Here is a 23033-nt window from a genome sequence, read left to right on the forward strand (position 1 = left end):
TACGCGGGGGTGGTCAGCGGGCAGTGACGTCCCCGTGGCGGATGACGTAGGAGTACGTCCCGGAGTAGCCGATGGACGGGGTGATCAGCAGGCGGACCTGGACCGGGGCCGGTTCGGTGCTCGCGGTGGAGAAGGTTCCCACGGCGTGCCTGCCGGTCAGCGGATACCAGAACCAGCCGTTCGCCCTGCCCACCTGGACGCGGTCGGACTCCTTCCAGGCACCGCCCTTGTGGACGAAGACCCGCAGACGCACCGAGGCGGCGTACGGGTCGGTGCCCGAGCGCAGGGCGGTGAGCGTGACCTTGTAGTCCGAGCCGAGTACGGAGGACGCGATCTCCTTGGTGCGGGTGGACCGTGCGGCGTGCTCGGCGGGCGAGGCGGTGGCGGCCGTGGCGGTGGCCAGGACACCGAGGGTGAGAGCGGCGGCGGACAGGGCGACGGTCCGGCGGCGCGGCGGGCGGGACGCGGTGAGTGCGGTCATGGCGGGCTCCCTTGCCGAGGGAGACATAGCGGCCTCCCTTTGCCGAAGGAGACATATCGGAAGCCGTGTTGGTTGCACCGATACTGCGTCCGGTACTCGCCTGGATTCTGTACCTACCGGTATGTACAGTGGGCGCATGAGCACGTCGGAGCGACTGATCGAGTCCACCCGCGAGCTGCTGTGGGAGCGCGGCTACGTGGGCACCAGCCCGAAGGCGATCCTGGAGCGCGCGGGCGCCGGCCAGGGCAGCATGTACCACCACTTCAAGGGCAAGCCCGATCTCGCGCTGGCCGCCATCCAGCGCACGGCAGCGGAGATGCGGGCCGCCGCCGGGCGGGTACTGGACGGCCCGGGCACCCCGTACGAGCGCATCGCCGCGTATCTCACACGGGAGCGCGATGTGCTGCGCGGCTGCCCGGTGGGCCGGCTGACCATGGACCCGGACGTCATCGCGAGCCCCGAGCTGCGCGCCCCCGTCGACGAGACGCTCGCGTGGCTGCGGGCCCGGCTCGCCGCGCTGGTCGAGGAGGGCAAGGAGCAGGGCCGGTTCGCGTCCGGCCTCGACAGCGAGGACATCGCCTCCGCGATCGTCGCGACCGTTCAGGGCGGTTACGTCCTGGCCCGCGCCTCCGGCTCCCCCGCCGCCTTCGACGCCGGTGTGCGCGGGCTGCTCGCCCTGCTCGCGCCCTGATCCCCGCACGCCCGAGGAAGGACCGCCCCGTGCACGCCATGCAGTACGCGATGACGCTCCCCGCCGACTACGACATGGGCGTCGTCCGCGCGCGCGTGTCCCGCCTCGGACACACACTGGACGACTGGGAGGGGCTCGGGCTCAAGGCGTACCTGATCCGCGAGCGCGGCGTGGACGGCTCGCCGGTGAACCAGTACGCGCCGTTCTACCTGTGGCGCACCGTGGAGGGGATGAACCGCTTCCTGTGGGGCGGTCCGTTCCAGGGGCCCGTCGACGACTTCGGCCGGCCGGTCGTGCGGCAATGGACGGGACTGGCCTACGAGGAGGGTGCGGCCGCCGGCTCCCCGGCCGTCGTCGCCGTGTTGCGCACGCAGTCCGTGCCCGATGGTGTGGTGCTGTCGGAGGTGATGGCGGACGCGGCCGACGCGGCGGCACGGACGGCCGCCGAGGACGGGGCCGTGCTCGCCGCGGCGGTGGTCGACTCCAGCCGCTGGGAGATCGTCCACTTCTCGCTGTGGTCGCATCCGGAACCGAAGGCCGAGGGCGAGGTGTTCCAGGTGCTCCACCTGTCCGCGCCGGAGCTCGGTCGGCTGCCGCGGGGTCGGCAGTGGTGAGCCGTATCCGTACGGTGCTCGGGGACGTCGAGCCGGAGTGGCTGGGTGTGTGCGACGCCCACGACCACCTGTTCTTCGCCAGCCCCCGCCTGCCGGGCCAGGAGCTGAACAGTGTGTCCGCCGCGCGGGCGGAGTTGACCGCGTTCCGGGACCAGGGCGGCGGCGGTGTGGTGCAGTGGACGCCGTACGGGCTGGGGCGGCGGGCCGCCGACCTGCCGGCGCTGTCCCGGGACACCGGGGTGCACGTGGTCGCCGCCACGGGACTGCACCAGGACGTCCACTACGCCGAGAACGTGCTCGAGGAGCTGCGCGGGCGGCTCGACGAGGTGTTCGTCGCCGAGCTCACCGACGGCATCGGCACCTCGGGGGTGCGGGCCGGACTGATCAAGGTGGCCGGCGGCTTCCACGCCCTGGACCAGCACGCGCGCTGGACGATGACCGCGGCCGCCGAGGCGCACCACGCGACGGGTGCGCCGATCGCCGTCCACCTGGAGCTGGGCACGGGCGCGGCGGACGTGCTCGACCTGTTGTGCGGGGAGCTGGGCGTGCCGCCGCACCGGGTGATCCTCGGTCATCTCAACCGCTTCCCGGACCCGGTGGCGCACCTCCAGGCGGCGCGGTCCGGCTGCTGGCTCGCCTTCGACGGGCCGTCCCGCGCCCACCACGCGACCGACTGGCGCATGCCGGACGCCGTGACGGCCCTCGCCGAGGCCGGCTTCGGCGACCGGCTGCTGCTCGGCGGCGACACCACGACCGCCGCCGCCCGCTCCGTCGACGGCGGCCCGGGGATGCCGTACCTCCTGCGACGGGTGCGGCCGCGGCTCGCGGCGGTGTTGGGCGAGGAAGTGGTGACACGCGTTCTCACCGACAACCCGGCGCACGCCTTCGCGGTCGACTGGCGGTGAGCCCGCGATGACCCGATCGCGTCGGGTTCCGCCCGCCCCGCGGTGAGATGGCCGGTCCGGCCGCTGCGGCGCGGCCGAGGGTGGCTCAGCCCGGCTGGTCGCTGTCCTTCATCTCGCCCCAGCCGTGCCAGCGTTCGACGTCGATCCAGGCGCTGACCCGGGCACGTTCCCGGCGCGGGTACGGCCCGCCCATGTAGTGCGCGGCGAGCCGATCGATGTCGGTCAGGCCCTTGTCGTCGTACATCTCGGCGACGCGGCCGATGAGCGTGACGTGGGTGTACCAGTCGTCCGAGGAGAGCACGGTCAAGGTCACCCGCGGATCGTGGCGCAGGTGCTTCAGGCGGACGCGGCCCTCGTCGAGGTTGACCAGGACGCGGCCGTCGTCCCACAGGTACCAGGTGGGGGTGGACACGGGCGCGCCGTCGGAGCGCACGGTGGCCATGACGCACGGGTTGGGGCGGCGCAGCAGCTCCACGGCCTGCGGCGGCAGCGGCGGCTTGGACATGGGGTTCCTCCGTCGTGTCGGGTGTCGATGGATGGCTCAGGACGCCGGCTCGTCGGGGAAGCTGGCGAAGTAGGCGGCGACCATGTCCTCGTCGGCGTGGCCCTGCGCGGCGGCCCGGGCCAGGCGCTCGGCGCTCGCGGCGGCCACGTCGAGGCGCACGCCGTGCCGCTCGCCGGCCGCCACGATCAGGCGGGCGTCCTTCTCCGCGGTCACCACCGCGAACTGGGGCGGCGTCAGCTTGTCGTCGAGGACGAGGGCCGCCTTGGCGTGCAGGTACCCCATGTCGAGGGGTCCGCCGGCGATGAGGTCGAAGAAGCCGCCCGGGTCGACGCCGAGCGCCTTGGCGAGCGCCAGCGTCTCCCCCGCCGCCGCGGTGGCCGCGATCACCCAGCTGTTGGCGACCAGCTTCAGCCGGGTGGCACTGGCCGCGGAGCCGTCCTCGCCGGTCCACACCGTGCGGGCGCCGACGGCGTCGAAGACGGGCGTCACCGTGTCGCGGCCCTCGGTGGGGCCGGCCGCCAGGACGGTGAGCTGCCCGGCCTCGGCGGGCTGCCGGGTGCCGAGCACGGGCGCGTCGTAGAAGATCAGGCCGTGCTCGTGGGCGAAGGCCGCCAGTTCGGGTACGGAGTCCAGGCCGGCGGTGGTGGACTGGACCCAGGCGGCTCCCCGGCGCAGGGCCGGGGCGGCCTCGCGCATGACGTCCCGGACGGCGGCGCCGTCGTACAGCATGGTCAGGACCACGTCGGCGTCCCGCACCGCCCCGGCCGGGTCGTCGGCGACGCGCACGCCGTCGGCGGTGAGCGGTTCGGCCTTGGCGCGGGTGCGGTTCCAGGCGTGGACGGTGTGGCCGGCGCGGGCGAGGTTGCGGGCCATCGCGGCGCCCATGATGCCGGTGCCGAGGACGCTGACGGTGAGCTTGTCGGTCATGAGGCGGGAGTTCCTACTCGTGGTGGGCGGTGCGGACCTCAGGCTCCAGCCTTCCCGGAGACGGCCCCGGCAAGCACGCCGTGAGCGGGCCCGCTGCCCCGCGTTCGGGTGAGCGCCGTTCGGGCCACGGGTCCGCGGAACTCACTTGCCGATGCCCGCCGACAGGCCGCGCACGAAGTGCCGCTGGCCGATCAGGAAGACCGCGATCATCGGCAGGGCGGCGATGGTCAGGCCCGCGAACAGCACCGGCCAGTCGGAGTTGAGCCGCCCGGCCATGTCGGCGAGACCGACCGGGAGCGTCTTGAGCCGGTCGTCGGTGATGAAGACCAGCGCGAAGGCGTACTCGTTCCAGGCGAACAGGGACTGCAGGACCGCCGCGGAGACCAGGATCGGCCGGGCCATCGGCACGACCACCCGCCAGAACGTCTGCCAGCGTCCTGCGCCGTCGATGAACGCGGCCTCCTCCACCTCCACCGGCTGGCCGAGCAGGTAGGCGCGTATGAGGAAGGTGGTGAAGGGCACCTTGAACGCCGTGTACAGGACGATCAGCGCCCAGTAGGTGTCGTAGATGTGCAGGGCCTGGAGCAGTTGGGACAGCGGCACGATCGCGACGGTCGGCGAGAGCATCATCGCGCCGAGGACCAGCAGCAGCGCGGGCTGTGAGCAGGGGATGTCCAGGCGGGTCAGGCCGTACGCCGCCCACGCGCTGACCAGGACGACGGCGAGGACGCTCGCGGAGGTGACCAGCAGGGAGTTCAGGAGGTAGCCGAGCACGCCCTGGTGCCAGGCGTCGGCGTAGGTGCCCCAGTGGGGGTGGGCGGGCAGGCCCCAGGGGTCGGAGAAGATCTCCCCGTTGGACTTCAGGCCGGAGACGGCCATCCACAACAACGGGTAGAGCACGGCGATCGCGAGGCCCGCGAGCGTGGCGTGGGCGAGGACGCGCAGCGCCGCCGTGCCGGCCGTGCGGGCGCGCCGGGCGGGCGGCGCGGCGGCGGTGGCCGGGGTTTGGGACCGGTCGAGGGTGAAGGTCATGCCGTGGCCGCCTTCCTGCGGGAGTGCAGGAGCTGGACGGCCCCTGCGGCGAAGGTGATCAGGAACATCACGGTGCCGATGGCGGCGGCGTAGCCCATGTCGTCGCCGGTGAAGGCGGAGGCGTACAGCCAGGTGCCGAGGACCTGGCTGGAGTTGGACGGGCCGCCGCCGGTCATCACCATCACCTCGTTGAAGACCAGGAACGCGCCGGAGATCGTGAGGATGACGAGCAGGGTGGTCATCTCGCGGACCATGGGCACGGTGACGGTGAAGAAGGTGCGGACGCGTCCGGCGCCGTCGACGGTGGCCGCCTCGTACAGCTCGCGCGGGATGCGCTGCATGGCGACGGTGAGCAGCATCGTGGTGTAGCCGAAGGACTGCCACTGGCTCATGTTGATCACGCCCCAGATGGAGGTGGCGGCGTCGCCGAGCCAGTCGTGCTGGAGGGAGCCGAGGCCGACGGCCTTCAGGGCGCTGTTCACCAGGCCCGCGTCCGGCTGGTAGAGGAACTGGAAGAGCAGGCCGGCCACCGTCATCGACACCGCCGCCGGGACGAAGTACACGGTGCGCAGCAGCCCGCGCAGCCGGCGCCCGACGGCCTCCTCCAGTACGGCGGCCAGCACCAGGGCGGCGCCTACCTGGAAGACCACCGACGTCACCGCGTAGAAGACGTTGTTGAGCAGGGCCTGCCAGAACACCGGGTCCGCGACCGCCTGCCGGTAGTTGTCCAGTCCGACGTAGCGCATGCCGGGCTTGAAGACGCTGAACTTGAACAGGCTGAGCCGGACGTTCTCGACGATCGGGTAGTAGACGAACAGCGCGACCAGGGCGAGGGCGGGCGCGACGTACAGGGAGTGGCGCAGCCGGTGCCGCATGCTGCCGTGGGGTGTGCCGGCGTGTCCCATGGGGGCACCTCCTTCGGGGCGGGTTCGGGGATGTGCGGGCAGGTCACGGGGTGACCCCGTAGCGCCGGGCCTGCTCGGCGCCGCGCCGCACCTCGCGCAGGGCCGTTTGCGGGGAGGCTCGCCCGGCGAGGACGGCCTCGGCCGCGGACAGATAGGGGTTGACGATCTTCTCCCCGGCCCGGGTGTCCAGCCATACGGCCATGTCGTGCCCGGCGATGGTGCGCTGGGCTTTGGCCAGGCCGGGCAGTTCGGCCGCGTCGGCGGTGCCCTTGACGGCGCTGAGCCAGCCCAGGTCGCGGACCAGGGTGCGGGCCTGGGAGCGGCTGGTGAGGAACTTCAGGAAGTCGAGCGCGAGGGCCTTGTGGGGTGAGGCGTTGGAGACGAGCAGTCCGTCCGCGCCGCCCGCGATGGCCCTGGGGTCGCCCTGCGCCCCGGGGATGCCCGGCATGGGGAAGAAGTCCCAGTGGTCCGCGAACTCCTTGGGTGCGCCGCCCTGTTCGGTGAGGTAGGAGAACTCCAGCGTCTCGAGGTACTGCATCGCGGCCTTGCCGTACAGCATCCGGGCCTGCGCGGACTCGTGGCTCATGCTGGTGCCGCCGGGGGCCATGCAGCGCTGCTTCAGCTGGGCGAGGTCGTTCAGGGCGCGGGCGTATCCGGGGTGGGTGAAGTCGCCCCGGCCGTCGTAGTCGCGGGCCAGCACGGCGGCCGGGACCTCGGACGCGTTGAACTGGGTGAGGAGGTGGCCGGCGGGCCAGCCGTACTGGTTGCCGAAGGCGAGCGGGGTGTAACCGGCCTTCCGTATGCGGTCGCAGGCGGTGAGCAGCTCCGGGAAGGTGCGCGGCGGCACGGTGACGCCGGCCTTGGCGAACAGGGTGGTGTTGTACGCGAACACCTTGGCGTCGACGTCGAGGGGGACGCCGTAGACGTGGCCGTCGAAGGTGAAGGCGTCGAGGGCGTTGCGTTCGAAACCGTCACCCCAGGCCGTGCCCTTGAGCGCGCCGCTGAGGTCGGCGGCGAGCCGGCCGTCGGCGAACTTGCGGGCGTACTGGCCCGGCCAGGCGAAGAAGACGTCCGGCAGCTCCCGGGAGGCGGCGAGGACGGCGATGCGGTCCTTGTAGGGCTGGTCGCCGACCGCCTGGAGCTCGATGGTGACGCCCGGGTTCTGCTGCTCGTAGGCGCGTACGGCCTGCTGGAAGTAGGGCGCGTACTCGGGGTCGGCCCACTTCTCCAGGACGGTGAGGTGGCCCTGGGGCCGGCCGTGGAGGGTGAAGTCGTTCGGGGTGACGGTGACCGGCCGTTGCCCGCAGCCGCTGACCAGCAGCATCAGCAGGGTGGTGAGCAGGCAGCCGACCACGGGGGCGGGAGTTCGGCGCATCGGTGGCTCCTGGCGGTCGGGATCGAAGGGGTCGGCGGGGGTCAGGGCGTGCCGGCGGCCTCGAACGCGAGCGGGTGGCCGAACGCGCCGGGCTGGGTGCAGACCTCGGCGGCGTAGGCGGCGGCGCGGGCGGCGGCGTCGGCGAGGGGGCGCCCCTCGTGGTGCAGGGCGACGAGCAGGGCCGCGAGAAAGGAGTCGCCGGCCCCCAGGGTGTCGGTGGCCTCGACGGGCACGACGTCCTGGTGGTGCGCGGTGCCCTCGTAGCGGATCAGCGCCCCGCGGGCGCCCCGTGTCACCACGGCCAGGCGCACACCGGCCTTTTCGGCGCGCCCCGTCAGGTCGAGGGCCTCGTTGTCGTCGGTGTCCGGGCGGGAGAAGACGGCGGTGTGTACGTACGGCAGGAGGGGCGCGGCGTACGCCCAGGGGCGGTCGGAGAAGTCGAAGCTGACCGGGCAGGCGGCGGCCAGGCGCGGCAGTTCCTCCTCCAGGTGGCTGCAGTCGCCGGTGTGCAGGAGGTCGAAGCCGCGCAGCCAGGCGAGGTCGGCGGCATCGGGGGTGAAGCGGGAGACGGTGGCGTCGCACTCGCCGAAGGTGCGGTTGCCGTCGTCCTCGACGTACACAGTGGCGTAGGCGTTGGGGCCGTCGGCGGTGCGCACGCGGTCGAGGCACAGGCCTTCGGCGGCGAGGGCGGCGCGGATGTGGGCGCCGGCGGTGTCGTCGCCGGTGACGCCGAGATAGGCGGCCCCGGCGCCGAGCCGGGCGGCGTGCACGGCGACGTTGAGGGCGTTGCCGCCCGGGTACATCAGGCCGCGCTGGGGGTAGCGGTCGACGACGTTGTCGCCGACTCCGCAGATGCGCATGGGGGTTCCTCGGCAGGGAGTCGGTGGGGTGCGGGTACGAGTCGGTGCGGTGCGGGTGGTGTGCGGGTACGGGCCGGCCCGGTGCGGCTCCGCACCGGGCCGGGGGTGGAGCAGGGATCAGGGGGCGGGACTCAGTACTCGACCTGGAACATGTAGCGCCGCTTGTCGAGGTCGTGGCCGCGCACGGACTCGTAGTGGCGGGCGAGACGGGTGCCGAAGACGTCCAGGGCGATGGGGGTGATGTCGCCGCGCAGGTGGGCGGGGACGCCCGGCAGGGAGAACATCGTCGAGTCCACGTGGTGGGCCTTCTTCGTGTACGTGTCGAGGAACGTCCTGGCCCGCTCGGCCATGGGGCGGGTGGCGTCCTCGCCGAGGAAGAGGATCACCGGCTGGTCCTCGGTGACCACCTCGAAGGCGCCGTGGAAGAACTCACCGGCGTTGTAGCTGCCGCCGTGCTTCCACTGCATCTCCATCAGGTAGCACATGGTGAAGCCGTAGCCGGCGCCGTAGTTGGGGCCGGCCGAGAGCACGTAGGTCACCGGCTCGTCGGCGAGCGCGGTCGCGATCGACGCGGCCAGCTCCTCGCCCTCCTCCTGCGCGGTGTACAGCGCGTCGGGCAGGGCCTCGTAGGCCCGCCGCAGCGCGGCGTAGTCGCCCTGGACGCCGGTCTTCTCCAGCAGCGCGTACCCGAGCTGCCCGAACAGCACGCCCTTGGGGGCGACGACGGTGTCCTCGCTGCGGTAGGTGAACGCCACGTGGGCGGCCCTGGCGAGGGGGCTGTCGGCGCTGCGGGTGAGCGCGGCGACCTTGGCGCCGGCCTCGCGGGCGTAGTGAGCGGCGGCGACGGTCTCCTTGGTGGTGCCGGTGTGCGAGGAGACGAGGACCAGGGAGCCCTCGCCGAGCAGGGCGGGCCTGCGGTGGTTGAACTCGTCGCTGTTCATGTGGAAGACGGGGAACTGCGCCCGGGTCTCCAGCAGGTACTGCACGGGGTAGGCGGCGGTGAGCGAGCCGCCGCAGCCCACCAGGAAGACGTTGCGCAGACCGGCTCCGACGACCTCGTCGACGAAAGCGCGTGCGGTGTCGTTCTGGCTGAGTGCGAAGGCCACGGCCTCCTTGAAGTCCTCGGTGATGGGCTTGAGGGGCAGGGTTGCGGTGCTCACGCGGTTCCTTCCGAGATAGGGATGGAGAACGTTCCCAATCACATGCCACAGCGGGCGGAGAGCGGATTGGGAACGTTCTCACCGGCGGTGGTGAGAACCTTCCCACCGCCCGATCCGGAGCGTCAAGACCCCCGTCGCGCCCGATAATCTGACCCCTGCCATGACGACGAACCGACGCAGCAGCGGCCGTGCCCGCCCCGCCACCATCCCCGACGTCGCCCGCGAGGCCGGGGTCTCGCGCTCCACCGCCTCCCGCGCCCTGGCGGACTACGGGGCCGTCTCGCCGCAGGCCCGGGAGAAGGTGCGCGCGGCGGCCGAGAAGCTGGGCTACCGCCCCAACCAGCTGGCCCGCTCGATGATCACGGGGCGCACGCACACGCTCGGCGTGGTCGTGGCCGACATCCAGAACCCGTTCTTCGCGGGCGTCACCCGCGGCATCACCGACGCGGCCCGCGCCGCCGGCTACCAGGTGCTGCTCGCCAACACCGACGAGGACGTCACGGCCGAGCGCGCGGCGGTGAAGACGCTGCTGGACAAGCACGTCGACGGTCTGATCGTCGCCCCCGCCTCCACGGCCGACGCCGCCCACCTGAAGGCCGCGCACACCTCCGGATGCCCCGTCGTGCTGCTGGACCGCCGCGCGCCCGGCCTGCCCTGCGACTCGGTCACCGTCGACAACCGGGGCGCGGCGAAGGACGCGGTGCGCCGTCTGATCACGGCCGGCCATCGCCGGATCGGTCTGGTGAGCCTGGTCGGCACCGGGGACGAGGACCCGTCGGGCCCGATCACGACGGGCCTGGAGCGCATCGAGGGTTACCGGGCGGCGCTGTACGAGGCCGGTATCGGGGACACCGAGCGGTATCTGCGCCGCGGCACCTTCCACCGCCAGGACCCGGCGGCACTGGCGGCCGACCTGCTGGCGCTGCCGGACCGCCCCACGGCCGTCTTCGCCACCGACAGCGTGATCGCCCTCGGAGTGCTGACGGCCGCGCGGGCCGGCGGCCTCACCGTGCCGGACGACCTGTCGGTGGTCACCTTCGACGACCCGGACTGGGCGGCAGCGGTGCGCCCGCGGATGAGCGTGGTGGCCCAGCCCGTACAGGAGTTGGGGGCACGCGCGCTGCGGGCCCTGACGGCCCGCATCGAGGGCAGCGGCGGGGAGCCGCAGCACATCACACTCGACACGACGTTCATCGCCCGGGACTCGGTGGCCGCACCCCCGGACGTTGATTGACCGACCGTTCTGGAATGAGCTAGCGTCAGCTCATGGCCAGGACCAAGGAATTCGATCCGGACGCCGTCCTCCTGTCAGCCCTCGACCTCTTCTGGCGCAAGGGCTACGAGGCGACGTCGATGGCCGACCTGGTCGAGCACCTCGGGATCGGGCGCGCCAGCATCTACGCCACCTTCGGCAACAAGCACGACCTGTATCTGAAGGCCCTGGACCGCTACGGCGAGGCGCACGACCCATTGCTCGCGCTGGAGCTGTCCCAGCCGGGGCCGGCGCTGCCCGCCGTACGGGCGGTGGTGCGCCGCTTCGCCACCGAGTCCGCGGACGACTCCCGCCGCGAGCGCGGCTGCTTCGTCACCAACACGGCGGCGGAACTGGCCCCGCACGACGACGCCGCCGCGCGCCGCGTGGAGCGCAGCTGGGGCCAAGTGGAGACCCTGCTGCACTCGGCTCTGTTGCGCGCCCAGGCCCAGGGCGAGCTGCCCGAGGCGCGCGACCCGCGCGCACTGGCCCGCATGCTGCTGGTCCTGATGCAGGGATTCCGGGTGGTCGGCAAGGCCTCCACGGACCCGGCCCGGGTGCTCGCAGCAGCGGAACAGGCACTGGCGCTGCTGGACTGACGTCCACCCTTGCGCACACGCTCCGGCGGGTACGTATTTCACTGCTCTGATATTTGACCGAACGGTCAATATGGAGACCGGCCCCACGGCCGGGCTCGCCGTCCTGCTCGCCGGCTGCTCGCCGTCGGCGACGACGCCGCGAGCCTCGCCGCGGCCGCGGCCCGGTGCGCGGCCGCGGCTCTCCCGTTCCTTCTCGCCCACCGTTCGGCAACGCGCTGAGGGCCCCCCGTTCCACCACCTCGTTCTTGTGGCTTTCTCGAAGGGAACTTCATGTCCGGCAATCGTTTCTCCGGCCGCACCGCCCTCGTCACCGGCGCCGGAACCGGAATCGGCCGGGCCGTCGCGCTCGCCTTCGCCGCCGAGGGCGCCCGGGTCGTCGTGGCCGGCCGCTCCGGGGCCCCGCTCGACGAGACCGTGGCGCTGGTCGCGCAGGCCGGCGGCACCGCCGTGGCCGAGGTCGCCGACGTCGCCCGGGCCGCCGATGTGCGGGCGCTGGTGCGCGCGGCAGTCGACCGGTTCGGCGCGCTCGACGTGGCTGTGAACAACGCGGGCGTCTTCCGTGGCGCGCCGCTCGCCGACCTCACCGAGGACGAGTGGCACTCCCTGCTCGACATCAACGTGACCGGCGTCTTCCTGGCCCTGCAGGCGGAGATCCGGCAGATGCGCACACAGCCCGGCGGCGGCGCGATCGTCAACCTCGCCTCCAACCTGGGCCGGCACAAGCAGGTGCCGAACACCGTCGCGTACGCCGCGACCAAGGCGGCCGTGGCCTCCCTGACCCGCGGGGCCGCGCTGGAGTACATCGCGGACGGCGTGCGCATCAACGCCGTCAGCCCCGGCTCCTCCGACACGACGATGTCGCTGCGCCCCGGGGAGAGCGAGGCGCAGCGCGCCGTCCGCATGAAGGACCGGTCACCGCTGGGCCGGGTGTCGTCCACCGAGGAGGTCGCCCAGGCGGTGCTGTATCTGGCCTCCGACGCGGCGGCGGCCTTGGTCGGCACCGACCTGGTGATCGACGGGGGCGCCGCGCTGTAGTCGGAGGTCAGCCCCCGCTCAGCGCCGCGAGCGGGTCGTCCAGCACCGGCTGCCAGGCCAACTCGGCCGCGCCGACCAGGCTGTTGTGGTCAAGGGAGCAGGCGAGGATGGGCACGCCGCCGCTGCGGCCCCACAGGCTGCGGTCGGCGACGACGGCGCGCAGCCGCTCGGGGTCGGCGTCCAGCAGCGTGCGGTGCAGCCCGCCGAGGATGATCCGGTCGGGGTTGAGGATGTTCACCAGGCCGGCCAGGCCCAGGCCCAGGCGGTCGATGAGCGCCTCGACGGCACGCCGGACGTCCGGGTCGTCGTACTCCTGCCGGATCAGGTCGTTGGCCTGCTGGAGCAGTGACACCTCGGGGCCGGGGTCGCGGCCCGCGGCGGTGAGCAGGGCGAGCGGGTCCGCCTCGACGTCGAGGCAGCCGCGGCTGCCGCAGTGGCAGGGGCGGCCGCCCTCAGGGTTCACGGTGAGGTGGCCGACCTCCAGGGCGAGGCCCGAACTGCCCGTGTGCAGCCGCCCGTCGAGCACCAGCGCACCACCCACGCCACGGTGCCCGGTGGCCACGCACAACAGGTCGCGCGAGCCCCGGCCGGCGCCGTGCCGGTGCTCGGCGAGCGCGGCGAGGTTGACGTCGTTGGCGGCGAAGGCCGGACCGGTGATCCCGGCGTCGCGCACACAGGAGGCGAAGATCTCCCGCACGGGCGCGCCCACCGGCCAGGCCAGGTGCAGCGGGTTGAGCGCGAGGCCCTCCGGTTCGGCGACCGCGGAGGGCACGGCGAGCCCGGCGCCGACGCAGCGCCGGCCGGTCTCGTGCAGCAGTTGCGCGCCCGCTTCGACCACGGACCCGAGCACCTTCGCCGGGTCGGCGTCCACGGTCTCGCAGCCGGGCGCGGTCGCGACGATCCGTCCGCCGAGGCCGACCAGGGCGGCGCGGAAACCGTCGGCGTGGATCTGCGCGGCCAGCGCGACGGGTCCGTCCTCGGCGAGATTCAGCCGGTGCGAGGGGCGGCCCTGGGCGCCGGCGGGGGCGCTGGGCCGGGCGTCGACACGGATCAGGCCGAGCGCCTCCAGCTCGGCGGCCACCGCGCCGGCGGTCGCGCGGGTGACGCCGAGTTCGGCGGTGAGCACGGCACGGGTCGGGGCCCGGCCGGTGTGCACGAGCTCCAACGCGGGCCCGAGCGCACCGCGCCCCCGGTCCAGCCGCGCCCTCGAGGTGGTCCCTTCCCCCGCCTGCCGGGGGTCCGCCTTGCCGCTCATGAGGGGGAGTCTGTCATGATCCGCTGCTCAGGTGGCGTCCGCCGGCAGCCCACTGACCCGCAGCGTGATGTTCAGCCGCCCGGTCAGCCCGAGCCACGGCGGTGCGCTGCCCGGCAGCACGCGCGGCACCCCGTGGTAGGCGAACCGGGACGGCCCGCCGAAGACGAAGAGGTCACCGCTGCGCAGCTCGACGTCTCTGTACGGCCGGCTACGGGTGGCGGTGTTGCCGAAGCGGAAGACGCATGTGTCACCGAGGCTGAACGACACCACCGGCGCATCGGCCTTCTCGTCCGCGTCGCGGTGCATGCCCATACGGGCGTCCCCGTCGTAGAAGTTGATCAGCGCGATGTCGTACGCCGCCACCGGCTCCGCCTGCGGGCCCAGCGCCGCGGTCACCGCCTGACGGCCCAGTTCGCCGAGCCAGGCCGGGAACGGCTTGACCGGCGCGCCGTCGCCGTCGACGACCGTGCGGGTGTAGGCGTACGGGTACCAGTGCCAGCCGAGGCAGACCTGGCGGGCGGTCATCGTGCCGCCGCCGGGTGTGCGCACGGTGCGCAGGCCCGCCGGGGGGCGGGCCCAGGTGCGGCAGGCGTCGAGCAGCGTGCGCTGCTGCCCGGCGTCCAGCCAGTCCGGCACGTGCACCGCGCCGGGTGCCGGCTCGGCCCTGCGGCGCGGGAACAGCTCGGTGTCCATGGCACCATCCTGCCCCACCGGGCCTGAACTGCGGCTCCGCTAGCCTGGACGCACCATGAACGACCGTATGACGACGCCCTGGGGCGAGCTCGCGCTGACCCGTTTCCCCGAGGACCCGCGCGACAGGCTGCGTGCCTGGGACGCTTCCGACGCGTATCTGCTGCGCCACCTGGCCGAGGAACGGGTCGATCTGTCCGGCACGGTCGTGGTGGTCGGTGACCGCTGGGGCGCGCTGGTCACGGCGCTCGCGGCGCACGCGCCGACGCAGATCACCGACTCGCACCTGGCGCAGGAGGCGACCCGCGCGAACCTCGCCCGCAATGGGGTGACTCCGGGGGTGGTGCCGCTGCTGACCACGCAGGACGCGCCGCCGGAGCGGATCGACGTGCTGCTGGTGCGGGTACCCAAGAGTCTGGCGCTGCTGGAGGACCAGCTGCTGCGGCTGGCTCCCGCCCTGCACGAGGGGTCCGTGGTGATCGGCACCGGCATGGTGAAGGAGATCCACACCTCGACGCTGACCCTGTTCGAGGACATCCTGGGCCCCACCCGTACCTCGCTGGCCCGGCAGAAGGCGCGGCTGATCCTGTGCACACCGCAGCCCGGGCGGGAACGGCCCGCCAATCCGTGGCCGTACACCTACCGGCTGGAGGACGGCATCGGGCCCGTCTCGGGGCGGCCCGTCGTGAACCACGCCGGGGTGTTCTGCGCGGACCGGCTGGACATCGGCACCCGGTTCTTCCTCCAGCACCTGCCGGCGACCGACGGCCCGCGCCGCATCGTCGACCTGGGCTGCGGCAACGGTGTCGTCGGCACGTCGGTGGCGCTGGCCAACCCCGAGGCCGAGGTGCTGTTCGTGGACGAGTCGTTCCAGGCCGTGGCCTCGGCGGAGGCGACGTACAAGGCGAACGGAGTGCCGGGGCACGGGGAGTTCCGGGTCGGGGACGGGCTGGCCGGGGTGGCGTCCGGCAGTGTGGACCTGGTCCTGAACAATCCGCCGTTCCACTCCCACCAGGCCACCACGGACGCCACGGCCTGGCGGATGTTCCAAGGCGCGCGGCGGGTGCTGCGGCCCGGGGGTGAGCTGTGGGTGATCGGCAACCGGCATCTGGGGTACCACCTCAAGTTGCGGCGGTTGTTCGGCAACAGTGCGGTGGTGGCCAGTGATCCGAAGTTCGTGGTGTTGCGGGCGGTGAAGCGGTGACACCGCCCCCGGGCAGATGTAGTGCGACAGGGCCGCGAATGCGGTAGCAGCGCTACCCTCCGGCGCATGTCGTACGACTCCGTGCGGGACTTCTACGACCGGCTCGCACCCGACTACCACCTGCTCTTCCCCGACTGGGACACGAGCATGGCCCGGCAGGCGGACGTGCTCGACGCGCTCATGCGCGCACGGCTCGGACCGGGGCCGCATCACGTCCTGGACTACGCGTGCGGCATCGGCACGCAGTCGATCGGGCCGGCGTTGCGCGGCCACCGGGTGACCGGCACCGATCTGAGTCCGGTGGCCACAGCGCGTGCGGTGGCCGAGGCCGAGGCCCGCGGCGCGCGCCTCCCCGGGGTCGCCGCGGACATGCGGCGGCTGCCGTTCCGCGACAGTTCCTACGACGTCGTGGTCTGCGCCGACAACGCTCTGCCGCACTTGCAGACGGCCGAGGAGGTCACCGCCGCCCTGCGTGAGATGCGTCGTGTGCTGCGTCCGGCTGGGCTGCTCCTGCTGACCGTGCGGGACTACGACCCGGTGCGGGCCCAGCTGCCGGTGTCGACGCCCCCGCAGGTCGCCGAGACGCCGGTCGGCCGGGCCTTCACCTTTCAGCTGTGGCACTGGCACGACGACGGCGCCCACAACGACTTGGAGCACTTCCAGCTGGTGCCCGCCGGGTCCGGCTGGGAGGTCCGGGTCCGCCGGACCACGTACTGGGCGCTGACCCGTGGAGAGCTGTCCGCGTGCGTGGAGGCGGCCGGTTTCGCGGGCGCCGACTGGATCTTGGCTGGTGACAGCGGGTTCTACCAGCCGGTGGTCACGGCCGCCCGCTGATCAGGCCGATGATCCGCGTCACCTCCCGGATCATCGCCTCGCGGCCCACGCTGAGGTACTTGCGGGAGTCCACTGCCTCGGGGTGGGCGGCGAGGAAGTCCCGGATCGCTGCGGTCATCGCCTGGTTGAGGGCGGTGCCGACGTTCACCTTGGTGATGCCGCCCGCGACGGCCGTGCGCAGTTCGTCGTCGGGGACGCCGGAGGAGCCGTGCAGGACGAGCGGCAGTTCCAGGGTCTTGGCGAGGCGTTTGAGGAGTTCGTGGTCGAGGGCGGCGGTGCGGGTGGTCATGGCGTGCACGCTGCCGATCGCGACGGCGAGCGCGTCGACGCCCGAGTCGGCGACGAAGCCGCGTGCCTCGGTGGGGTCGGTGCGGGCGCCGGGGGCGTGCGCGTCCAGCGGGCGGCGGCCGTTCTTCCCGCCGACCTGCCCCAACTCGGCTTCGATCCAGAGCCCTTGAGCGTGCGCCCAGTCGGCGGCGGCGCGGGTGGCGGCCAGGTTCTCGGCGTACGGCAGCGCGGAGGCGTCGTACATCACCGAGCTGAAGCCCGCCGCCGGCGCCTGCCGCAGCAGGGCGTCGCTCTGCACATGGTCGAGATGCAGGGCGATGGGCACCTCGGCGGCCTCGGCGGCGGCGACGGCGGCGCGGGCGAGCGGCAGCAGCCGGCCGTAGCGGAACTTCACGGCGTTCTCGCTGACCTGGAGGACGACGGGCGCGCCGGCCTGTTCGGCGCCGGCGATGACGGCCTCGACGTGCTCCAGCGTGATGATGTTGAAGGCGGCGACGGCTGAGCGGTCGACGGCGGCACGGGTGACGAGCTTGCCGGTGGTCGCGAGGGGCACGGCCTGTCCTTTCCGGGGTGTCGCGGGGCTCAGGGGGCGAGGATCACCGAGCGGGTGAGGTGGCGCGGTCGGTCGGGATCGAGGCCCCGGGCCGCGGCGACGGCGACCGCGAGGCGCTGGGCGCGGACGAGTTCGGCGAGCGGGTCGAGGCCGCCGTCCACCCACAGACCGCCGGTGGCCCGCACCTGGTCGGCGAGACCATCGGGCGCCTCGCCGAACATCCAGGTGGCGGTGCCCTCGGTGGTGATGCTGATCGGGCCGTGCCGGTACTCCATCGCCGGATAGGCCTCGGTCCAGGACAGGGACGCCTCGCGCATCTTCAGCCCGGCCTCGTTGGCCAGGCCGACCGTCCAGCCGCGGCCGAGAAAGGTGAACTGGCGGCAGCCGACGAGTTCTGCGGGCAGCTCGGCGGCCAGCGCGGTGCGGGCGTCGGCGACTGCGGCGTCGTCGTGCAGCCCGAGGTGGGCGCGCAGCAGGGTGAGCGCCGTGGTGGCGAAGCGGGTCTGCACGACGGAGCGCTCGTCGGCGTAGGTGAGCACCACGACGTCGTCGGCGGCTGCCATGACCGGCGTCTCGGGGTCGGCGGTCACGGCGGTGGTGCGGGTACGGCCGTGCAGCCGGCCGAGGAGGTCGAGCACCTCGGTGGTGGTGCCGGAGCGGGTCAGCGCGACGACCCGGTCGTAGGAGCGGCCGTGGGGGAATTCGGAGGCGGCGAAGGCGTCGGTCTCGCCCTGGCCCGCGTCCTCGCGCAGGCCGGCGACCGCCTGGGCCATGAAGTAGGAGGTGCCGCAGCCGACGACGGCGACCCGCTCCCCCGGTGCGGGCAGTGCCGCGGCGTGCGCGGCCGCCTCCGCCGCGGCGCGGGTCCAGCACTCCGGCTGGCTGTTCAGCTCGTCCTCGACGTGGGTCATGCGACTGCGCCTCCAAATATCTGTTTGTTTGTGCAAGATATAGCGAGCTTTCGAGCAACTTCAAGCATTCGACGCCAAGTGGGGTGCGCTAGGGTCACCGGTGAGCCGACATGTGGGAAGAGGGAGGTGCGGATGTCGCGCGACGCCCGCTGGAAGGCGCTGCTGGAGCTGCTCGTCGAACGCGGCCGGCTGGACGTCGAGGAGGCCGCCGCCGAGCTGCAGGTGTCGGCCGCGACGATCCGCCGCGACTTCGACCAGCTGGCCGAGCAGCAGATGCTGGTGCGCACCCGGGGCGGCGCGGTCGTGCACGGCGTGTCGTACGAGCTGCCGCTGCGCTACAAGACGGCCCGGCGCGCCTCGGAGAAGCAGCGCATCGCCAAGGCGGTGGCCGAGCTGATCGCGCCCGGCGAGGCCGTCGGGCTGACCGGCGGCACGACCACCACCGAAGTGGCCCGCGCGCTCGCCGTACGCGGCGACCTCGCCTCCGGCTCCCCCGCGCTCACCATCGTCACCAACGCCCTCAACATCGCGAACGAGCTGGCCGTGCGGCCGCAGTTCAAGATCGTGGTGACGGGCGGGGTGGCGCGCGCCCAGTCGTACGAGCTGATCGGGCCGCTCGCGGACGGGGTGCTCGGACAGATCACCCTCGATGTCGCCGTACTGGGGGTCGTCTCCTTCGACGTGGTCCACGGGGCAGCCGCGCACGACGAGGCGGAGGCGGCGATCAACCGGCTGCTGTGCGAGCGCGCCGAGCGTGTGATCGTGGCCGCCGACTCCAGCAAACTGGGCCGCCGCGCCTTCGCCCGTATCTGCGCGGCCGAAACGGTGAACACCCTGGTCACGGATTCTTCGGCGGACGCGGAAGAGGTACGGCGGCTGACGGAGGCCGGCATCGAGGTGGTCACGGTCTGACGGGCGCCGATGCCGACGGACAGCTCACCGGGAACACCCCCGCTCGACGCCTCCCGCTCGGCCTCCGCCTCCTTCGGCAAGCCGCCGGAGGCGTGCCGCGCCTAAGCTTGAAGCCGCCCCCGCGGGCGAGGTCCAGGGAGGCTGTGATGGCCCAGGCAGCGGACGAGGGTGTGAGTGGGTGCGCCGGGTGTCTGCCGGTAGCCGACCATGGGCTGATCGGTGATCTGCAGACCGTCGCGCTGGTCGGGACGAACGGCACCATCGACTGGTACTGCTGTCCCTCGTTCGACGCGCCGAGCGTCTTCGCCGCGATCCTGGACGCCGAGCGCGGCGGCTGCTTCGAGCTCGCGGCGAGCGGGGCGGCCCGTACCAAGCAGTTCTACTTCCCCGACACCAACGTCCTGATCACCCGCTTCTTCACCGAGGACGGCGTGGGCGAGGTGCAGGACTTCATGCCGCTCGGCGGCGGCCCGGCGGAGAGCGCGCGGCACCGGCTGATCCGCCGTGTGCTGTGCGTGCGCGGCACGGTGCCGTTCCGGGCCCGGGTCGCCCCGCGCTTCGACTACGCCTCCCGCACCCACACCCTGCGGCTGGACGGCGAGATCGCGGTCTTCGCCACCGACCAGCTCTCCCTGGCCCTCACCTCGACAGTCCCGCTGGCGCTGGACGGGCAGGACGTGCGGGCGGAGTTCAAACTCGCCGAGGGCGAGTCGGCGGTGTTCGCCCTGGACGAGCTCGGCGACGAGGTGGCGCCCCGCCGGTGCGCGAGCCGGGAGGCCGAGGAGCAGTTCGCCGCCACCGTGACGTACTGGCGCCGCTGGCTGTCCGCCTCCCGCTACCGCGGCCGCTGGCGGGAGATGGTGCACCGCTCGGCCCTCACCCTGAAGCTCCTCACCTACGCGCCGACCGGCGCGATCGTCGCCGCGCCGACCACCAGCCTGCCCGAGCAGCTCGGCGGCGAACGCAACTGGGACTACCGGTACGTGTGGGTGCGCGACGCCGCGTTCTGCGTGTACGCGCTGCTGCGGCTCGGCTTCAGCGAGGAGGCCGAGGCGTTCATGGACTTCGTCACCCGGCACATCAGCCCCGGCGACTGCCACGGCGCCGGGCCTTTGCAGATCATGTACGGCATCGACGGCCGCACCGATCTGACGGAACGCGAACTCCCCCGTCTGGCAGGCCACTTCGGCTCAGCTCCGGTACGCGTCGGCAACGCCGCCGCCGATCAGCTCCAGCTCGACATCTACGGCGCGCTCGTCGACTCGATCTACCTCTACGACAAGTGGGCGAAGCCGATCTCCAGCGACCAGTGGGACGACGTGTGCGCGCTGGTCGACTGGGTGTGCGCGCACTGGGACCAGCCGGACGAGGGCATCTGGGAGACGCGGGGCGGCCGCAAGAACTTCCTCTACTCACGGCTGATGTGCTGGGTGGCGATCGAACGGGCCATCCGCATGGCCAACCGGCGCGGACTGCCCGCCGACCTCAACCGCTGGCGCACGTGCCGCGACACGATCTACCGCCGGATCATGGACCGCGGCTGGTCGGCGGCACGCGGGGCGTTCGTCCAGTACGAGGACGGTGACGTGCTGGACGCGGCGGTGCTGATGATGCCGTTGTGCAAGTTCATCGCACCGACCGACCCGAAGTGGCTGTCCACGCTGGACGCCCTCACCCGGGACCTGGTCTCCGACTCGCTGGTCTACCGCTACGACCCGCTGAGCAGCCCCGACGGCGTGCGCGGCGACGAGGGCACCTTCTCGATCTGCTCCTTCTGGTACGTCGAGGCCCTGGTGCACGCCGGCCGGCTCGACGAGGCGCGCCTCGCCTTCGAGAAGATGCTGACCTACGCCAACCATCTGGGGCTGTACGCGGAGGAGATCGGCCACACGGGCGAGCAGCAGGGAAACTTCCCGCAGGCGTTCACCCATCTCGCCCTGATCAGCGCGGCGTTCAACCTGGACCGGGCACTCGGCTAGCCAAGGGGGACCTTCACATGAGCGACGGGAACACGTCGACGGCGGCGCAGTACTGGGAGCCCGTGTGGCGGTCGGGCCGCCGCTACCGCACCATCGACGACCAAGAGGCGGCGGTGCTGCGCCGGCAGGTCGGGCAAGGCGCGGGACGGCCCGCGCTGGACATCGGCTGCGGTCTGGGCGAGCTGGCGGCCCGGGTGCACCGGCTCGGCTACCGGGTCACCGCCGTCGACTGCGCGCCGACGGCGGTCGCGGGTGCCCGCCTGCGCCACCCCGAACTGGACGTGCGGCAGCTGGACTTCAGCGCCGGCGACCCGGCCGGGCTGCTGCCCCACCACGCCTACGCGCTGATCACCTGCCGCCTGGTCTTCCGCTGGATGCCTGACAAGCCGGCCTTCCTCGCCCGCGTCCGCGCCCTCCTCGCCCCGGGCGGTGTCTTCTGGGTCGGCACGTCGATCCACGATCCGTCGCACGGCGAGCCCCACCCGTGGCAGCTCACGCCGGGTGAAACCGAACTCCTCACCGCCGACTGGTCGCGCGTCGACACCGAGGACCTGGACGGCTATCACTGTCTGGCGCTGCGCCCCTGAGCGGCGGCGCATGCGGGCGCCCCGCCGCGGGTAGGGTGCGACGCACACGGGGCCGACCCCCGGTTCGTCCGCCCCTCCCGCGGCAGGAAGGAACGCCATGAGCGCCCACCCGAGCACCGACGGCGCACTGCCGCCCTCCTTCATGGCCGCCGAGACGTCGTCCTTCGTGGACTTCCTCGCCGCGCAGGCACCCGACCTGCTGCCGGGCCACCGCGAACTGCCGCCCGCCTCCCCGGGTTTCGAGGCACCGCACGGTACGACCATCGTCGCGGCGACCTACGCCGACGGGGTGCTCGTCGCGGGCGATCGGCGCGTGACCATGGGCAACGTCATCGCCCACCGCGAGTACGAGAAGGTGTTCCCGGCGGACGAGCACTCCGCGGTCGCCATCGCCGGTACGGTCGGGATCGCGGTGGAGCTGGTCCGGCTGTTCCAGCTGGAGCTGGAGCACTACGAGAAGATCGAGGGCACCGCGCTCTCCCTCGACGGCAAGGCCAACCGGCTGACCACGATGGTGCGCGGCAACCTCGGGATGGCCATGCAGGGCCTGGCCGTGGTGCCCCTCTTCGCGGGCTACGACCTGGAGCGGGGCGCGGGCCGGATCTTCGGCTACGACGTCACCGGCGGCCGTACCGAGGAGCGGGGCTTCACCGCGACCGGCTCCGGCTCCGTGTACGCGCGGGGCGCGCTGAAGAAGCTGTACCGCGAGGGGCTGGCGGAGACGGACATCGTCACGGCGGCGGTGCAGGCGCTGTACGACGCCGCCGACGACGACTCGGCGACCGGCGGCCCGGATCTGACCCGGCGGCTGTTCCCGCTGGTCGCGCTGGTCACGGCGGACGGCTTCCGGTGGCTGCCGCCGGAGGAGGTCGCCGAGATCGCGCGGGAGGTCGTCCGGCGCCGCGGCGAGAGCCCCGACGGCCCGCGGGCGAGCGTCCTCTGACGAAACGTGCCGCGGCTGTGGCCCAACGGCCGGACGATCCGTGTGCCCCGCGGACGAGCGGGCACACGGGGGGCATGGTCAACGGTGACACGGGTGACGACAGTCTGGCGCGCGGACCGGGCGCGAGCGGTCACCGCGCGGTGCCGCACAGCGCCGATGTCCGGATCGACGCGTGGGGCGCGAGCCGGGAGGACTGTCTGGCGGAGGCGGTCCTCGCGGTCGTGGAGTGCTTCGCCGACGTGTCCCGGGTGCGGCCGACGGCGGTGGAGCGGCTACGGGTGGCCGGGACGGGCGACGACGACCTGCTGGCCGCGCTGCTGGAGGAGATCGTCTACCGGCTGGAGGTGTACGGCACGGTGCCGGTGGACGTGGAGGCGGACGCGGAGGACGACGCGCTGGACGTGCGCCTCGCGGTGGCCGAGCTGGCGGACGTGGAGATCACCGGCGCGCTCCCGCAGGGGGTGTCCTGGCACGAGTTGCACCTGGGGCAGGGACCGTACGGCTGGTCGTGCTCGCTGACCATCGACGCGTAGCGC

Annotated in this window: 25 protein-coding genes; 13 read left to right on the forward strand and 12 right to left on the reverse strand. The window is 72.8% G+C overall.

The genetic code is table 11. The annotated features are described in order from the left end of the window. Nucleotides 1-13: 13 nt before the first annotated feature. On the reverse strand, nt 14-481 hold the full coding sequence (locus tag ACF1GV_RS19185; RefSeq protein WP_391682119.1) for a hypothetical protein: 468 nt from the start codon (nt 479-481) through the stop codon (nt 14-16). Nucleotides 482-602: 121 nt separating this feature from the next. Here ACF1GV_RS19185 and ACF1GV_RS19190 point away from each other — a divergent pair, with 121 nt between their 5' ends. The 3 genes from ACF1GV_RS19190 to ACF1GV_RS19200 are packed head-to-tail and all read left to right on the forward strand — an operon-like array spanning nt 603 to nt 2691. After that, the gene (locus tag ACF1GV_RS19190; RefSeq protein ID WP_391682122.1) at nt 603-1172 is read left to right on the forward strand and encodes a TetR/AcrR family transcriptional regulator; all 570 of its coding nucleotides are present in this window, start codon (nt 603-605) and stop codon (nt 1170-1172) included. 29 nt (nt 1173-1201) lie between these two features. Beyond that, complete coding sequence (locus ACF1GV_RS19195) at nt 1202-1786, forward strand: DUF4865 family protein (protein WP_391682124.1); 585 nt, start codon at nt 1202-1204, stop codon at nt 1784-1786. Further along, complete coding sequence (locus ACF1GV_RS19200; RefSeq protein WP_391682127.1) at nt 1783-2691, forward strand: phosphotriesterase; 909 nt, start codon at nt 1783-1785, stop codon at nt 2689-2691. The genes ACF1GV_RS19195 and ACF1GV_RS19200 overlap by 4 nt, the downstream gene beginning before the upstream one ends. Before the next feature lie 85 nt (nt 2692-2776). On the opposite strand, the gene ACF1GV_RS19205 is transcribed toward ACF1GV_RS19200, so the two are convergent. The 7 genes from ACF1GV_RS19205 to ACF1GV_RS19235 all read right to left on the reverse strand — a co-directional run bounded on the left by ACF1GV_RS19205 (nt 2777) and on the right by ACF1GV_RS19235 (nt 9455). Further along, a complete protein-coding gene (locus ACF1GV_RS19205; RefSeq protein WP_391682129.1) occupies nt 2777-3196 on the reverse strand; it encodes a PPOX class F420-dependent oxidoreductase in 420 nt (139 codons plus the stop codon). Between the two features lie 36 nt (nt 3197-3232). Next, nucleotides 3233-4123, reverse strand: a complete 891-nt coding sequence (locus ACF1GV_RS19210; RefSeq protein ID WP_391682132.1) for an NAD(P)-dependent oxidoreductase — start codon at nt 4121-4123, stop codon at nt 3233-3235. A gap of 141 nt (nt 4124-4264) precedes the next feature. Continuing rightward, complete coding sequence (locus tag ACF1GV_RS19215; RefSeq protein WP_391682135.1) at nt 4265-5155, reverse strand: carbohydrate ABC transporter permease; 891 nt, start codon at nt 5153-5155, stop codon at nt 4265-4267. Next, nucleotides 5152-6060, reverse strand: coding sequence for a carbohydrate ABC transporter permease (locus ACF1GV_RS19220; RefSeq protein WP_391682137.1), 909 nt, complete (start codon nt 6058-6060; stop codon nt 5152-5154). Before ACF1GV_RS19220 ends, ACF1GV_RS19215 begins: the two co-directional genes overlap by 4 nt. A gap of 43 nt (nt 6061-6103) precedes the next feature. Beyond that, nucleotides 6104-7435, reverse strand: a complete 1332-nt coding sequence (locus ACF1GV_RS19225; protein ID WP_391682139.1) for an ABC transporter substrate-binding protein — start codon at nt 7433-7435, stop codon at nt 6104-6106. Nucleotides 7436-7476: 41 nt separating this feature from the next. Then, complete coding sequence (locus tag ACF1GV_RS19230) at nt 7477-8295, reverse strand: PfkB family carbohydrate kinase (RefSeq protein WP_391682142.1); 819 nt, start codon at nt 8293-8295, stop codon at nt 7477-7479. A 131-nt stretch (nt 8296-8426) separates the two neighbouring features. Further along, nucleotides 8427-9455 (reverse strand): SIS domain-containing protein, encoded by a 1029-nt coding sequence (locus tag ACF1GV_RS19235; protein WP_391682145.1) that lies wholly within the window; start codon nt 9453-9455, stop codon nt 8427-8429. Between the two features lie 160 nt (nt 9456-9615). On the opposite strand from ACF1GV_RS19235, the gene ACF1GV_RS19240 reads away from it, so the two are divergent. The 3 genes from ACF1GV_RS19240 (at nt 9616) to ACF1GV_RS19250 (ending at nt 12341) form a co-directional block, all read left to right on the forward strand. Then, the gene (locus ACF1GV_RS19240) at nt 9616-10689 is read left to right on the forward strand and encodes a LacI family DNA-binding transcriptional regulator (protein WP_391682148.1); all 1074 of its coding nucleotides are present in this window, start codon (nt 9616-9618) and stop codon (nt 10687-10689) included. Nucleotides 10690-10721: 32 nt separating this feature from the next. Beyond that, nucleotides 10722-11306 (forward strand): TetR/AcrR family transcriptional regulator, encoded by a 585-nt coding sequence (locus ACF1GV_RS19245; protein WP_391682151.1) that lies wholly within the window; start codon nt 10722-10724, stop codon nt 11304-11306. A gap of 270 nt (nt 11307-11576) precedes the next feature. Continuing rightward, on the forward strand, nt 11577-12341 hold the full coding sequence (locus ACF1GV_RS19250; RefSeq protein WP_391682154.1) for an SDR family NAD(P)-dependent oxidoreductase: 765 nt from the start codon (nt 11577-11579) through the stop codon (nt 12339-12341). Between the two features lie 7 nt (nt 12342-12348). Here the strand turns inward: ACF1GV_RS19250 and ACF1GV_RS19255 are convergent, their stop codons facing one another. Next, nucleotides 12349-13596 carry an ROK family protein gene (locus ACF1GV_RS19255; RefSeq protein ID WP_363265961.1) on the reverse strand — a complete coding sequence of 416 codons (1248 nt, stop codon included), beginning with the start codon at nt 13594-13596 and terminating at the stop codon, nt 12349-12351. Between the two features lie 27 nt (nt 13597-13623). Continuing rightward, nucleotides 13624-14289 (reverse strand): alpha-ketoglutarate-dependent dioxygenase AlkB family protein, encoded by a 666-nt coding sequence (locus tag ACF1GV_RS19260; protein WP_391682157.1) that lies wholly within the window; start codon nt 14287-14289, stop codon nt 13624-13626. A gap of 67 nt (nt 14290-14356) precedes the next feature. Here ACF1GV_RS19260 and ACF1GV_RS19265 point away from each other — a divergent pair, with 67 nt between their 5' ends. Then, complete coding sequence (locus ACF1GV_RS19265) at nt 14357-15490, forward strand: methyltransferase (RefSeq protein ID WP_391682944.1); 1134 nt, start codon at nt 14357-14359, stop codon at nt 15488-15490. Nucleotides 15491-15556: 66 nt separating this feature from the next. After that, nucleotides 15557-16324 carry a class I SAM-dependent methyltransferase gene (locus tag ACF1GV_RS19270; RefSeq protein ID WP_391682160.1) on the forward strand — a complete coding sequence of 256 codons (768 nt, stop codon included), beginning with the start codon at nt 15557-15559 and terminating at the stop codon, nt 16322-16324. Here ACF1GV_RS19270 and ACF1GV_RS19275 read toward each other — a convergent pair. Both ACF1GV_RS19275 and ACF1GV_RS19280 read right to left on the reverse strand, forming a co-directional pair. Beyond that, nucleotides 16308-17165 carry a ketose-bisphosphate aldolase gene (locus ACF1GV_RS19275; protein WP_391682163.1) on the reverse strand — a complete coding sequence of 286 codons (858 nt, stop codon included), beginning with the start codon at nt 17163-17165 and terminating at the stop codon, nt 16308-16310. The genes ACF1GV_RS19270 and ACF1GV_RS19275 overlap by 17 nt on opposite strands. A gap of 29 nt (nt 17166-17194) precedes the next feature. Beyond that, nucleotides 17195-18076 carry an SIS domain-containing protein gene (locus tag ACF1GV_RS19280; RefSeq protein ID WP_391682165.1) on the reverse strand — a complete coding sequence of 294 codons (882 nt, stop codon included), beginning with the start codon at nt 18074-18076 and terminating at the stop codon, nt 17195-17197. 132 nt (nt 18077-18208) lie between these two features. Here ACF1GV_RS19280 and ACF1GV_RS19285 point away from each other — a divergent pair, with 132 nt between their 5' ends. The 5 genes from ACF1GV_RS19285 to ACF1GV_RS19305 all read left to right on the forward strand — a co-directional run bounded on the left by ACF1GV_RS19285 (nt 18209) and on the right by ACF1GV_RS19305 (nt 23030). Next, the gene (locus tag ACF1GV_RS19285; RefSeq protein WP_363265956.1) at nt 18209-18988 is read left to right on the forward strand and encodes a DeoR/GlpR family DNA-binding transcription regulator; all 780 of its coding nucleotides are present in this window, start codon (nt 18209-18211) and stop codon (nt 18986-18988) included. A 146-nt stretch (nt 18989-19134) separates the two neighbouring features. Next, nucleotides 19135-20967 carry a glycoside hydrolase family 15 protein gene (locus ACF1GV_RS19290; protein WP_391682167.1) on the forward strand — a complete coding sequence of 611 codons (1833 nt, stop codon included), beginning with the start codon at nt 19135-19137 and terminating at the stop codon, nt 20965-20967. A 17-nt stretch (nt 20968-20984) separates the two neighbouring features. After that, nucleotides 20985-21554 carry a class I SAM-dependent methyltransferase gene (locus tag ACF1GV_RS19295; RefSeq protein WP_391682170.1) on the forward strand — a complete coding sequence of 190 codons (570 nt, stop codon included), beginning with the start codon at nt 20985-20987 and terminating at the stop codon, nt 21552-21554. A 97-nt stretch (nt 21555-21651) separates the two neighbouring features. After that, on the forward strand, nt 21652-22497 hold the full coding sequence (prcB, locus tag ACF1GV_RS19300; RefSeq protein ID WP_391682174.1) for a proteasome subunit beta: 846 nt from the start codon (nt 21652-21654) through the stop codon (nt 22495-22497). Nucleotides 22498-22571: 74 nt separating this feature from the next. Further along, the gene (locus ACF1GV_RS19305; protein WP_391682176.1) at nt 22572-23030 is read left to right on the forward strand and encodes an archease; all 459 of its coding nucleotides are present in this window, start codon (nt 22572-22574) and stop codon (nt 23028-23030) included. The last annotated feature ends 3 nt before the right edge of the window (nt 23031-23033 follow it).

The organism is Streptomyces sp. NPDC014006 (assembly GCF_043088925.1).
Taxonomy (GTDB): domain Bacteria; phylum Actinomycetota; class Actinomycetes; order Streptomycetales; family Streptomycetaceae; genus Streptomyces.

Coding starts and splice junctions, on each gene's coding strand:
- ACF1GV_RS19185 (WP_391682119.1), bottom strand. CDS start 481: ATGACCGCACTCACCGCGTCCCGCCCGCCGCGCCGCCGGACCGTCGCC.
- ACF1GV_RS19190 (WP_391682122.1), top strand. CDS start 603: ATGTACAGTGGGCGCATGAGCACGTCGGAGCGACTGATCGAGTCCACC.
- ACF1GV_RS19205 (WP_391682129.1), bottom strand. CDS start 3,196: ATGTCCAAGCCGCCGCTGCCGCCGCAGGCCGTGGAGCTGCTGCGCCGC.
- ACF1GV_RS19210 (WP_391682132.1), bottom strand. CDS start 4,123: ATGACCGACAAGCTCACCGTCAGCGTCCTCGGCACCGGCATCATGGGC.
- ACF1GV_RS19215 (WP_391682135.1), bottom strand. CDS start 5,155: ATGACCTTCACCCTCGACCGGTCCCAAACCCCGGCCACCGCCGCCGCG.
- ACF1GV_RS19220 (WP_391682137.1), bottom strand. CDS start 6,060: ATGGGACACGCCGGCACACCCCACGGCAGCATGCGGCACCGGCTGCGC.
- ACF1GV_RS19225 (WP_391682139.1), bottom strand. CDS start 7,435: ATGCGCCGAACTCCCGCCCCCGTGGTCGGCTGCCTGCTCACCACCCTG.
- ACF1GV_RS19230 (WP_391682142.1), bottom strand. CDS start 8,295: ATGCGCATCTGCGGAGTCGGCGACAACGTCGTCGACCGCTACCCCCAG.
- ACF1GV_RS19240 (WP_391682148.1), top strand. CDS start 9,616: ATGACGACGAACCGACGCAGCAGCGGCCGTGCCCGCCCCGCCACCATC.
- ACF1GV_RS19245 (WP_391682151.1), top strand. CDS start 10,722: ATGGCCAGGACCAAGGAATTCGATCCGGACGCCGTCCTCCTGTCAGCC.
- ACF1GV_RS19250 (WP_391682154.1), top strand. CDS start 11,577: ATGTCCGGCAATCGTTTCTCCGGCCGCACCGCCCTCGTCACCGGCGCC.
- ACF1GV_RS19255 (WP_363265961.1), bottom strand. CDS start 13,596: ATGAGCGGCAAGGCGGACCCCCGGCAGGCGGGGGAAGGGACCACCTCG.
- ACF1GV_RS19260 (WP_391682157.1), bottom strand. CDS start 14,289: ATGGACACCGAGCTGTTCCCGCGCCGCAGGGCCGAGCCGGCACCCGGC.
- ACF1GV_RS19265 (WP_391682944.1), top strand. CDS start 14,357: ATGACGACGCCCTGGGGCGAGCTCGCGCTGACCCGTTTCCCCGAGGAC.
- ACF1GV_RS19270 (WP_391682160.1), top strand. CDS start 15,557: ATGTCGTACGACTCCGTGCGGGACTTCTACGACCGGCTCGCACCCGAC.
- ACF1GV_RS19280 (WP_391682165.1), bottom strand. CDS start 18,076: ATGACCCACGTCGAGGACGAGCTGAACAGCCAGCCGGAGTGCTGGACC.
- ACF1GV_RS19285 (WP_363265956.1), top strand. CDS start 18,209: ATGTCGCGCGACGCCCGCTGGAAGGCGCTGCTGGAGCTGCTCGTCGAA.
- ACF1GV_RS19290 (WP_391682167.1), top strand. CDS start 19,135: ATGGCCCAGGCAGCGGACGAGGGTGTGAGTGGGTGCGCCGGGTGTCTG.
- ACF1GV_RS19295 (WP_391682170.1), top strand. CDS start 20,985: ATGAGCGACGGGAACACGTCGACGGCGGCGCAGTACTGGGAGCCCGTG.
- prcB (WP_391682174.1), top strand. CDS start 21,652: ATGAGCGCCCACCCGAGCACCGACGGCGCACTGCCGCCCTCCTTCATG.
- ACF1GV_RS19305 (WP_391682176.1), top strand. CDS start 22,572: ATGGTCAACGGTGACACGGGTGACGACAGTCTGGCGCGCGGACCGGGC.